At 30.9% G+C, this 13,030-nt stretch carries 9 protein-coding genes and 1 other annotated feature; all 9 genes read right to left on the bottom strand.

The genetic code is table 11. The features are described from left to right. Nucleotides 1–5: 5 nt before the first annotated feature. Nucleotides 6–365 (bottom strand): DUF1540 domain-containing protein, encoded by a 360-nt coding sequence (locus B3630_RS01085; RefSeq protein WP_346894733.1) that lies wholly within the window; start codon nucleotides 363–365, stop codon nucleotides 6–8. 321 nt (nucleotides 366–686) lie between these two features. Beyond that, the gene (gene pyk / locus B3630_RS01090; RefSeq protein WP_346894735.1) at nucleotides 687–2,444 is read right to left on the bottom strand and encodes a pyruvate kinase; all 1,758 of its coding nucleotides are present in this window, start codon (nucleotides 2,442–2,444) and stop codon (nucleotides 687–689) included. 108 nt (nucleotides 2,445–2,552) lie between these two features. Then, on the bottom strand, nucleotides 2,553–3,512 hold the full coding sequence (gene pfkA, locus B3630_RS01095; protein ID WP_346894737.1) for a 6-phosphofructokinase: 960 nt from the start codon (nucleotides 3,510–3,512) through the stop codon (nucleotides 2,553–2,555). 379 nt (nucleotides 3,513–3,891) lie between these two features. Beyond that, nucleotides 3,892–5,412, bottom strand: coding sequence for a lysine--tRNA ligase (gene lysS, locus B3630_RS01100; RefSeq protein WP_346894739.1), 1,521 nt, complete (start codon nucleotides 5,410–5,412; stop codon nucleotides 3,892–3,894). 161 nt (nucleotides 5,413–5,573) lie between these two features. Beyond that, nucleotides 5,574–5,911: a binding site (T-box leader), on the bottom strand. 120 nt (nucleotides 5,912–6,031) lie between these two features. Then, nucleotides 6,032–9,595 carry a DNA polymerase III subunit alpha gene (locus tag B3630_RS01105; RefSeq protein WP_346894741.1) on the bottom strand — a complete coding sequence of 1,188 codons (3,564 nt, stop codon included), beginning with the start codon at nucleotides 9,593–9,595 and terminating at the stop codon, nucleotides 6,032–6,034. Between the two features lie 61 nt (nucleotides 9,596–9,656). Then, nucleotides 9,657–10,247, bottom strand: a complete 591-nt coding sequence (locus tag B3630_RS01110) for a class D sortase (RefSeq protein ID WP_346894743.1) — start codon at nucleotides 10,245–10,247, stop codon at nucleotides 9,657–9,659. Nucleotides 10,248–10,446: 199 nt separating this feature from the next. Then, a complete protein-coding gene (locus B3630_RS01115; RefSeq protein WP_346894745.1) occupies nucleotides 10,447–10,737 on the bottom strand; it encodes a Dabb family protein in 291 nt (96 codons plus the stop codon). Between the two features lie 32 nt (nucleotides 10,738–10,769). Further along, nucleotides 10,770–12,074: a DRTGG domain-containing protein gene (locus tag B3630_RS01120; protein ID WP_346894747.1), complete on the bottom strand. Its 1,305-nt coding sequence runs from the start codon at nucleotides 12,072–12,074 to the stop codon at nucleotides 10,770–10,772. A 2-nt stretch (nucleotides 12,075–12,076) separates the two neighbouring features. Beyond that, nucleotides 12,077–13,027, bottom strand: coding sequence for a DNA-binding protein WhiA (gene whiA / locus B3630_RS01125; RefSeq protein WP_346894749.1), 951 nt, complete (start codon nucleotides 13,025–13,027; stop codon nucleotides 12,077–12,079). Nucleotides 13,028–13,030: the final 3 nt, after the last annotated feature.

The raw sequence follows: 13,030 nt of genomic DNA on the forward strand, positions 1-13,030 counted from the left end.
GTGAATTAAATTTTAAAAGTTTCACAGTCTGTTCTATTACTACTTATTGCACCTACACCATTAATGTGTACAAAGTTTGCAACACAATCCTTATTGATATTATACCTACAGTTTATTGCATCACATACTATTTTTGGTCCTGTACCTCCAGAGAAATTATTAAAGCTTTGTTTTACTTCTCCTCCAATATTCATATTATATACATTAGAAAGAGAATTCTTTATTCCCATTTCTGTGAAACTTCCACACTGAGTATACTCACTAGAGTGAGCATTTGCTCCTTGTACATGGATACTGTTAGCGGTGCACATTCCAGAATTATTGTGTGTACAATTAGTTGCATTACATGCTAAATTTCCACTCATTCATAGCACTCCTATTCTTAATTATTTTCTTAAGTAATTAGATAATACTATTATGTGGAAAAATATTTTTTTTATACATGGGGTAGACCTAAAATTATAGCTACTTTTAAATACTAATATATCTAAATTAAAATTTCTGAAAAAATTAAAGACACCCTTTACGGGTGTCAATAATGAATCAGTTGCCAAAAATGTTATATTTTAAGTCTTATCCATTGGATTATTAATTATACATTAAATTTCAGATAATTTCAATATTTTTTATAAATTTTACATAAATACCATAATTATCTTAATTTTAAAATAATTCCTTGGATGAAACTACTTAATATTAGCTTTTCCGCTATATACCATTCCTACTTTTGAGTCCATAGTTATAAAACATCCAGATTTTATAATTGAAGATGCGTTTTGTGCGTTATATATAATAGGAATGTTTCTTGATGCACATTCTAGTAATACGCTAGAACTCATCTCATCGCTTTCTACTATTATTCCACCAACTTCATTAAGCACATCTGAAAAATCTCTACTTAATTTATCTACTATAATAATTTGCTTTTCATCTAGAGAATTAAAAAACTTCTTAGAATTATTTACATGCATTACTGTTCCAAAAGCTGTACCAGAATTACTTCCTTTACCTTGTAAAAGTACATCTCCTATAATATGAACCTTCATCATATTTGTACTACCTATGTAGTTCATTGGTATTCCTGCAACAATTACTACAAGATCACCCTTCTTTACATAATTAGCTGCTAATGCAATTTCTGAAGTCTTATCTATTAATTCATCTGTATCTTTTAATTTTGGAGTTATTACAGGAAACACACCCCAATTTAGTGCTAAACTTCTTGCAACCCTTTCATAAGGAGTACAAGCTATTACTTCACATTCCGGTCTATATTTAGAGATTTGTCTTGCAGTTTGACCGCTTTGAGTTGCTGTAATTATTGCTGATGCATTTAACTCCATTGCTGTTGTACATGTAGCTACACTTATAGCATTAGGCACATTAGCAACATGTAACTTTCTTCTTTTTTTAAAACTTTCCTCATAATTTATATATTCCTCTGCCTTCATAGCTATTTGAGACATAGTTTTTACAACTTCTACTGGATATTTACCACTGGCAGTCTCTCCACTTAGCATTATAGCATCAGTTCCATCAAAGATCGCATTAGCTACATCTGAAGCTTCTGCTCTAGTAGGTCTTGGATTTCTAATCATAGAATCTAACATTTGAGTTGCAGTAATTACAGGTTTTCCAGCTTCATTACATTTTTGTATAATCATCTTCTGAACTACTGGTACCTCTTCAGTAGGAATTTCCACTCCTAAATCCCCTCTTGCTACCATAATTCCATCAGAATACCTTATAATTTCATCAATATTATCTACGCCTTCTCTATTTTCAATCTTTGAAAATACTTGAATATAATCTCCACCATTCTTATCAAGAAGATGTCTTATATCTAGAACATCTGTACCTTTTCTTATAAAAGATGCAGCTACTATATCTACTTCACTTTCTATACCAAACATTAAATCTGCTATATCTTTCTCTGTTAATGCTGGAAGATTTAATTTAACTCCTGGTACATTCATACCCTTATGATTACCTATAACTCCTGTATTTTCCACATGAGTTTTAATACTTTTTTCTTCTATATCTAATACCTTTAGTGCCACTAATCCATCGTTAATTAAAAGTACATCCCCTAACTTAACGTCTTTATAAAGATTTTTATAGGTTATGGAACATTTAGTTTCATCTCCTATAATATCCTCGCCACAATGAACTATAAAAGTTGTTCCTTCTTTAAGTTCTACAGTTCCATTTTCAAAGTTTCCAGTTCTAATCTCTGGTCCCTTTGTATCAAGTAATATAGCAATATGCTTTTCTAATTCAGCTCTTGCTTCCTTAACCATATCTATTCTTCTCTTATGTTCTTCATGACTTCCATGAGAGAAATTTAATCTGGCAGCATTCATACCATTTTCAATTAACTTTTTTATAATTTCCTTTTCATCAGTAGTAGGTCCCATTGTACAAATAATTTTAGTTTTCTTCATAGTTATCCTCCTTTATATTTCATAGATTTAAATTCTTTTGCCTAGATAACTTTACCACTATATAAAATTATATTAAAATATTTGTAATTCTACAATATCTGTAACCCATTAATTCGACAAATCTACACTTAATTTGTATAACTCTCCATTAAAACATGATTTTAAATCTAAAGCTTCTTTTATATCTATATCTATAATTTTATTTGCCTTTACACCAATAAGTCTTGCTGTCTTTCCTTCTAATAACACTTTTACTGCTTTACTACCCATTCTTGAAGCTAAAATTCTATCAAAAGCACTTGGGCTTCCACCTCTTTGTATATATCCAAGCACTGTTGCCCTGGTCTCTATGCCCGTTATTTCCTCTATTCTTTTAGCTAATTTCTGTGCTCCACCTACACCTTCAGCTAAGATTATAATATTATGAAGCTTACCATTACGTTTTCCTTTGAAAATATTTTCACATATATCTTCAATAGTGAATTTTTTTTCTGGAACTATTACCTGTTCTGCCCCGCCAGCAATACCTGAAAATAAAGCTAAATCTCCACAGTTTCTTCCCATAACTTCAATTACACTCACTCTTTCATGGGAGCTAGATGTATCTCTGATTTTATTTATGGCATCAATAGCTGTATTTAAAGCTGTATCAAATCCAACGGTATAATCTGTATAAGGTAAATCATTATCTATAGTTCCTGGTATTCCAACTGTTGGTATACCTAAATTGCTTAATTCCTTAGCTCCTCTAAAGGATCCATCTCCACCAATGACTATAATTCCATCTATTTTAAGGACTTTAATAACATTAAGTGCCTTCTGTCTCCCTTCAGGTGTTCTAAACTCTTCACTTCTAGCAGTCCTTAGGATAGTACCTCCTCTTTGAATTATATCAGAAACAGAATGTCTATCCATCTCAAATATTTCCCCATTAATAAGTCCATTAAATCCTCTATGTACTCCAAATACCTGGACTTCATTTTCAATTCCAATCCTAACTACAGCTCTTATTGCTGCATTCATTGCTGGTGAATCTCCACCGCTAGTCAATACTGCAATTCTTTTCACTATATTACCCCCTAGCTTTATTGTGGTTATTATTTATTTAAATCTCTACTTACTTAACTTAAGTTTAATGTTTAGAGTTACTCCTTGCAACCTATTATTGGATACATTTGAGTAAATACCTATAAATTTATTATTGTAAATGTTGTCAACTTTTAATAAAGTCTCTTATAATTTATTCTTCCCATTTTATCCTTTATAATTAATAAATTTTAATAAAATTTATATATAAAATTAAGAAGAGCTACTTCTTCAATTAAACTTATCTTTTACAACAATTCAATTTACAATCTAATATCAATAAAACTTCTTTATATTTTCATGCAAATTAAGGTTAAATATAAGTAAAATTTGAACTAACTCTTCTCATATTATCTTTTAATTATCTTTTTACTAATGGAAAAGCAATTACGTCTCTTATAGATGATGAGTTTGTTAAAAACATCATCATTCTATCTATTCCTATTCCAAGACCTCCTGCTGGTGGCATAGCTACATCTATAGCTACTGCAAATTCTTCATCCATTGGGCTAGCAGTTTCAAGTCCTGCTCTCAATTTCGCTGCTTGCTCATGAAGTAAAATTCTTTGCCTTAATGGATTATTAAGTTCTGAATATGCATTTCCAAGTTCTACTCCAAAGGCATAAGGTTCAAATCTTTCTATTAACTCTGGATTCTCTCTATGAACTTTACATAGCGGAGACGAATCTAATGGAAAATCTATTACAAAGGTTGGCTCTATTAATTTATCCTCGCAATAAGCCTCAAATAATGTAAGTATTAAGTCTCCTTTATTTGCTTCTTCAATATTAAATCCATCCCTTTGCTCCTCTTCTAATAGTCCTTTTTCTATAATTAGAGGTATTATTTCTTCCTTAGTTAACCTTTCCACATCTATTCCTGTATCTTTAAGAACTAAATTGCACATAGTTTCTCTCTTCCAAGGGACTTTAAAGTCAATTTCAACACCGTCATATACAGCTTTAGTTGTTCCTTTAATTTTAGTAAATACATGCTCATATAAATCTTCCATAATTCTCATCATATCATTATAGTCAGCATAAGCCATGTAACATTCAAACAATGTAAATTCTGGATAGTGAGTTCTATCTATTCCTTCATTTCTAAAGGAACGTCCCATACTAAAAACTCTATCAATGCCTCCAACCATCAATCTTTTTAAGTATAACTCTGGAGATACATTCATAAATACTTCACAGTCTAACGCATTTACATTAGTTATAAATGGTTTAGCTTCTCCTCCACCATATTTTGTATCTAAAATAGGGGTTTCCATTTCCATAAACCCTTTAGAATTCATAAACTCTCTTATGGCATACATAGCCTTAGCTCTATTTACAAACCTATCTCTTACATCTTCATTCATTATCATATCTAGAGATCTATGTCTTTGTCTTAAATCCATATCTTGAATTCCATGATATTTTTCTGGAAGAGGTCTTATAGATTTTGAAAGAACGGTAACATTTAGAGCTTTAATAGTAATTTCCTCCGTTTTTGTTTTAAATGCGAATCCCTCTATACCAATTATGTCTCCTACATCAAGAAGTTTAATAACTCCATAGGAATCTTCACCAAGATCATTTTTACTTATATACACTTGAATATTTCCATTCTGATCTCTTAAATTTAAAAATGTTACTCTACCCATTCTTCTTAAAAGCATTATTCTTCCTGATAAAATAAATTTCTCTTCACTATCTATTTTATCAAAATTTTCTGTTATATAGGTTGAAGTAGTGTTTGATTCAAAAGTATAGGGATAAGGATTAATTCTTCTGCTTAAAAGTTCATTTAATTTTTTTATTCTCTCTACATTAAATTCATTGGCATCTTGCATTATTTCTTGTAAGTTATTTAATTCTACATAATCATTATACATATATAATAGTACCACCTTTCAATTTTGCTTTTTAATTTCTTATAACTTTTATGAAGCTAAATAACACCTCATTGTAGTTTTTTCTAGTAGACTCAGTTACGTTACTTTAGTCCATTGTTATATTTTTGCAAAATAAAAACTCTCACCTCCAAGACAATAGTCTTGGGGACGAGAGTTTGGTAAGTTCAACTTCGTGGTACCACCCCAGTTTATTAATATGTCACCATATTAACCTTTTCAAGTACGGCTTTACAATAAAATATATTAAGCTTATACCCTAGCTCTATAACGGGAGCACCCGTTACACCATCTCTCTTCCTAAAGGAAACTTCTTTCTTTTTTAAGAAGCAACCTCACTTTAAGATAAACTCTAGTAAAGTAAAGATCCTGTGTACAACTCCGAGGCTTTTTTCACCAAACTGTTTTTTGCTTTGTCTCACCATCTAAAGCTCTCTGTAAAAAAATTGGGTTTGATTACTCTTCTCTTCATAGTTTTATTGAATATATTCTAATATACTCAATATGCAATGTCAAGAATTTTAAAAAAATTTATATTATATAAAAGCACCAAGCTAATTACTTGGTGCCTAAAATAATTTATATTATTATAATATTAGCCTTATTCTTCTAAAACTTTAACATTATCATCCCCAAAAATTTCTCTCAGTTTAGATGTAGTTTCATAATCATTATTAAGCCAACTATTTTTATTTATAAGATATTTTTTCTTCGTATTAGCAGCAAATAAGTAGGTTGGTGCTGAACCAAATTCCCCCATAAAATTGTCTCTTATAAGCTTCATTGTACTATTTAGCTTGCTATCATCTTCAACCCTTATATATATCTTATCTGTAATCACTTTAACTAATGGCAATATTTTTTCACATAATATTTTAGGTTGTTCTTCCTCTTCCAGGGCTATACGTCCTTCCACAGTGATTATTTCATCCTCCTCAACAAATTCTCTGCAAGCTGAAAATGTCTTTGGAAATATGACTAGTTCTATGGTTCCAAATAAATCCTCTAAGGTTGCAAAGGCCATAGCCTGATTATTTCTTGTAATTTTTTTAGAAACGGATGTTAAAAGTCCCCCTAAAATTACTTTTTGTTTATCCTTTACCTTTGGAACTCTCTCGCTAATAAGTCCTTCTACACCTGCACTTCCATCTTCTAAGGTATCTGCTAAAACTAAGTCTGATATCTTGTGAGTGGTTACATGTTTTAAGGTCTTCTCATAATCATCTAGTGGATGACCTGATAAATATATTCCTGTCATTTCTTTTTCCATAGCTAGTAAATACTTTTTATTAAATTCTTGAATTTCTGGATAAACTATCTTAAAGGCACTATCTTCATCCTCAGCTCCTTGAAATAGACTGATTTGTCCTGGGATATTTCTCTTTCTTTCATTGTTTATTCCATCTAAAATTTTCTCAAAAACAGCTATTAATTTAGATCTGTATACTCCTAAACTATCAAAGGCTCCAACTTTTATAAGACTCTCTACAGCTCTCTTATTTACTGCTCCAGAATCGATCTTGTTACAAAAATCGCTAAAGCTCTTAAATTTCCCCTTTTCCTTACGTCTTTCCACTATTGATTCTATAACATTTATTCCAACATTTTTTATAGCTGAAAGACCAAATCTTATAGTGTTACCTTGTACTGTAAACTTACTAAAACTTTCATTTATATCTGGTGGAAGTACTTTTATTCCTATTTCTTCTGCAAACCTAATGTAGTATGCTACCTTTTCATTGTTTCCCATTATACTATTAAGCATGGCAGCTATAAATTCTGCTGGGTAATAATACATTAAATATGCTGTTTGATATCCAACTACTGCATAAGCTGCAGCGTGACTTTTATTAAAAGCATAGGATGCAAAATCCATCATCTGATCAAATATCTTATTAGCTGCTTCTTCTGTAATTCCATTTCGAATACATCCAGGTACTACAATCTTCCCTTCTTCATCTACTATTCCATGAACAAAGTTTTTTCTCTCTTCTTCCATAACCTTATGTTTCTTCTTCGACATGGCACGTCTCACAAGGTCACTTCTGCCTAGGGAATATCCTCCAAGATCTCTAACTATTTGCATTACTTGTTCCTGATAAACCATTACCCCATATGTCACATCCAGTATACCTTCTAATTGTGGAGTGACATACTCTACTTTGTCTGGATTTCTTTTTCCTTCAATGTATTTTGGAATTTCTGCCATTGGGCCTGGTCTATAAAGACTTATTCCTGCTATGATATCTTCAAGACAGTCTGGTTTTAAATCTCTCATGAAGGAAGTCATTCCTGCAGATTCTAGCTGGAATACTCCTACTGTTTTCCCTTCGCCAACCATTTGATAAACTTTTGAATCTTCAAAATCTATATGGTCTATATCTATTTTTATACCTTTATTTTCCCATATATTCTTAATAGCTTCATCCATTACTGTAAGGGTTCTTAACCCTAAGAAATCCATCTTTAAAAGTCCCAATTCCTCTAATGTACCCATGGTAAACTGAGTTACTATCATACCTTCATTTTTTTGTAATGGAACATATTCTACCAAAGGATGAGATGCTATAACTACTCCAGCAGCATGGGTAGAGGAGTGTCTTGGTAAACCTTCTAAATCTCTAGCTACATCTATAAGTTCACGTACTCTCTCATCTACATCATAAAGCTCTTGTAACTCACTATTCATTTCCAGTGCTTTATCTATAGTTATATTTAATACTGAAGGGATCATCTTTGCAATTTTATCTACCTCAGCATAGGAATAATTCATTGCTCTTCCCACATCCCTGATACATGCCCTTGGTGCCATGGTTCCAAAGGTAATTATCTGTGATACATTATTTTCTCCATACTTATCAACTACATAATCAATTACCATTTGACGTCCTTCATAGCAAAAGTCTGAGTCAATATCAGGCATACTTACCCTTTCTGGATTAAGAAATCTCTCAAAAATTAAAGCATACTTTATTGGATCTATTTTGGTTATTCCCAAGGTATAAGCAACTATAGCTCCTGCTGCTGAACCTCTTCCCGGTCCTGTAGGAATTCCATTTTCATTAGCATATTTTATAAAATCCCAAACAATTAGAAAATAATCAACATATCCCATTTTCTTGATTATTCCTAACTCATAATCTAATCTATCGCACAGAAGTTTTCCTTCTTCATTTTCTTCTCTTATTTTATTTACTTTTTCTTCATCCAATACTCCATTTAAAGCTGAGAATACCTCATATCTTTCAATAAGTCCCTTATAGCAATTTTCCCTAAGATATTCAAATGGATCTATCCCCTGAGGCAAAGGGAATTTAGGTAACTTAGATTCATGAAATTTATAATCAAAATCACACTTTTCTGCTATCTTTAGCGTGTTTTCCATAGCCTCTGGTATATAAGAAAAAGTCTCATACATTTCTTTAGATGACTTAAGATAAAATTGATTTGAAGGATATCTCATCCTAGTTTTATCTTCTACGGTTTTACCTGTTTGAATACAAAGTAATACATCGTGTGATTTACTATCTTCTTCATTTATATAGTGAGTATCATTAGTACATACTAATGGGATATCACATTCCTTAGACAACTCTAATAGCATTTCATTCACTTGTAACTGCTGGGAAATTCCATGGTACTGTAATTCTAAATAAAAATCATCTTTAAATATTTCCTTATATTTTAAAGCAACTTCCTTGGCCTTTTCTTTATTATCTCTAAGTAAATTTTTTTGAACCTCACCACCTAAGCAAGCACTAGTAGCAATTAATCCTTCACAATTTTCCTTTAAAAATTCATAGTCTACTCTTGGTTTGTAATAAAACCCCTCTATAGAAGCAGTAGATACTATTTTCATTAGATTTTCATAACCTACCTGATTTTTAACTAACAAAACTAAATGATAGGTATCATTGTCTTTTTGAGGTTCTTTAATGTACATTGATTTTCCTGCCACATATATTTCACATCCAATTATGGGTTTTATCCCATTTTCTATAGCTTCTTTATAAAAATCTACTACACCGTACATAGTTCCATGATCAGTAATAGCAATAGCTTTCATACCTAATTCCTTAGTTCTTTTAATAAGTTTAGATATTTTCCCTGAACCATCTAAGAGACTATACTCTGTATGCACATGCAGATGTACAAAATCCTTCATATTTTCACCCCCTGTATCCTTGGTAACAAAACTAATTTCTTTTAAAATACTTATTTTTATATTATCTTTCTAACTTACCTCTTACTATTAATCTGTCCTTACCATCATAAGTACATGTTACAAGAGTTATTGTTGCATCCTCACTTTTATCTAAAACATAGGTGTCTTCTGGAGCAACTGTAAAGCTCTCTGTAACTTTATAATTAAAGGTCTTATCATGAGTAGATACTATTATATCATCATTAACTTCTAATTTGTTTAGTCTTAGAAAAAATTCTCCTGTATCATAGTTTCTATGTCCTGCTAGTACAAAATTACCCATTTCACCTGGCATAGCAGTATCCTTAAAATGTCCTACTGCATATTTTATAATTTCATCCTCAGTGCCTTCTGCTACTACTACTTTCAAATTTATTTTTGGTATTTCTAAAACTGCAATTGGATTTACCATATCTATATAGGGAAGTTTTTCTTCCTTACTTTTCTTATTTTTTTCATGATTAACTTCTTGCTTTTCTTCTGATACAAATTTGTCATAAAGCTGATCTTGAACTTTTTTTGTTTCCCACTTTCCTCTAAAAGCAAACAATAATAATCCAATCCCCACTAAAATTAAAAGTATACTTATAATGTTTCTAATCTTCCCCTTCATTAAGACACCTCTTTACTTAAAATTATAAACTATTAAGTAATTATACACACATATGTTTTGTAACATTCTCAAAAATGGAATGTCTTATATAATTAATCTTTTTAGTCCCAGTAATTTATCTATAAAACTGAACTAAAAATTAATGATTTTGAGACATTCCATGATAAACAGAGTTGCTTTTTATCTTTAATATAGCACTTTATTTAATATAGTCAGCCACTTTAGAAACCTCAATATAAGGCTTAATTTTACCTAAAACTTCATTAACATGATATGGATGAATCTTATATTCATTCATATCATCTACAGAATCAAATCTAGTTATAAGACATACATCAAAAGATCTATCCGTATAAAGTTCATCTATTCCTACTTCTATCTCCTTAAGTTCAGGTATTTTTCCATCCATAGCTTTAAGAGTATTTGCTACAAACTTTACGTTTTCCCTTGTATTTTCTTTTAATTTAAATAAAACCACATGTGTAAACAAATTTTCCCCCCCTATACATTAACCTATTTTATTTAATTATTTTTTAGTACCTTAGCTGATAGCATAGCCTTTGCCATAATCTCTTTATTTTGATTATACATTGTTACTTCTACCTTTGAATAATATCTTCCTCTATCTATTACTTCAGAATATACATCAATTATTCTACCCATTTGAACTGGCTTAGTAAAATAAGATGTGAAACTATCTATAGCTACATTTGTAATACCATTTTGTCTTAACACCATAGTTCCCATAGTTGATAAAAGCATATTTAATGCATTCCATGATGCCGTACCTATAGAGTCAAGCATTTCAGGTACAATTTCTCCCCAGAAATGCATCTTATTTTTACTAGACTCAAATTCAAAATTCTTTAAAATTAAATCATCCATAGTATGCCCTACATGAGGCTGTCTTGTAACTATTTGTAATGCCTTTATTACATCTCCTCTGGAAATTATACCTATTAATTTCTTTTTATATACCACTGGGCATATTTGAATTCCATCCCAAGCCATGATATGTGCTGCATAGGCAACTGTGCTTGTAGGATTTAATACAATAGGATTCTTTGTCATAATGCTATTTATGATCTCATTGTCATCATGATTGTTTATTTGAGTTATACTTACAAGACCTATAACTCTAGATTCCTCATCTAAAACTGGAAATCTTTCATGCCTGGTTTTCTCTGATAATTCCCTTAATCTTTTAATCTTGTCCCATACATTTAAGTATTCTGGATTTTTATCCATAACATCTTCTACTAATACAATTTCCTTTTTAATATTATTTTCATATATAGCCTTATTTATCATGCTTGCAACAGTAAAGGTATCATAGCTACAGGATATTACAGGCAAATTTGTTTTATCTGCTAAAGTCTTTATTTCATCACTACATTGAAAGCCCCCAGTGATAAGCACAGCACATTGGTTTTCAAGTGCTAGTCTTTGAGCTTTTTCTCTATTTCCTACTATAAGTAATGAACCTGGGCTTATGTATCTCTTAATGGTTTCAACTTCCATGGCTCCTATTATAAATCTTTCAAGAAAATTACTCTCTCCGCCCTTGCCACCAATTAAGGTTCCATCTACCATGTTTACAATTTCCTTAAAGGATATCTTGTCAATATTCTTTTTTTCTAACTTTTCTACTCTTACTGTACCAACCCTAGGAATTGTATTGACAATTCCTATAGATTCACACTCCTTTATTGCTCTATATGCTGTTCCTTCACTGACACCTAATTTACTACTAATTCCTCTAACAGATATCTTAGTATTTATATCTAAGGATAGAATATATTTAATTATTTCCTCATGTTTTGACATGCCTATCTACCCTCTTTCCTAAGCTCATCAGCTATTTTTTCAATTCGTCTAAGACGATGATTTACTCCTGATTTTCCTACAGGTGGATTTAACATAGCTCCTAACTCCTTTAAGGATTCATCTGGGAAGGCAAGTCTTAATTTAGCTACTTCCTTTAAATTTTTAGGTAATCTATCAAGTCCAATTTCACTTTCAATAAGCTTAATACTTTCCACCTGTCTTACAGCTGCATTAACAGTTTTACTAAGATTTGCAGTTTCACAGTTAACAATTCTATTTACATTATTTCTCATTTCCTTCATGATTCTTATATTTTCAAGCTCTAGTAATGCATTATGTGCACCTATTATATTTAAAAGATCTACTATTTGCTCTCCCTCTTTTAAATATATTACAAAACTATTTTTCCTTTGTATTACTTTAGAATTAAGCTTATAACTGTTAATAAGATCACTAAGTTCATTGGCATAATCTTGATCATGAGTTACAAACTCCAAATGGTAAGTTTTTTCTGGGTTGCTAATACTTCCTCCCCCTAAAAAAGCTCCCTTTATATATGCTCTTTTGCAATTTTCATTTTTTATAACTTCAACAGGTACTCCGTAGTGTATATTAAATAAACCATCCTTTTCTATTATTCCCAATTCTTGAAGGAGTCCCTTTACATCTACTTCTTCTGGTATTAAAACCATATATATATTATTTTTCTTTAGCGAATTGCTTTTCTTTACCAATAATTTAGTGTGAATATCATAGAAATCTTTTAAATTTTTAAAAATCCATCTTGCTATAGCTGGATTTTCAGTTACTATCTTAAAGGTAATAGATCTGTTAAATCCAAAACCCAAGGTTCCACTTGACTTCATTATAGCTGATAATTGGGCAGCTATTTCATCTTTAGATAATTCACTATTTCTGCATACTTCATTTTTTACCTTTAGTGAAAATGACATTTC

The sequence above is a fragment of the Clostridium sp. UBA7503 genome (genome assembly GCF_002477055.1).
In the GTDB taxonomy this organism is placed as follows: Bacteria; Bacillota; Clostridia; order Clostridiales; family Clostridiaceae; genus Clostridium_J; species Clostridium_J sulfidigenes.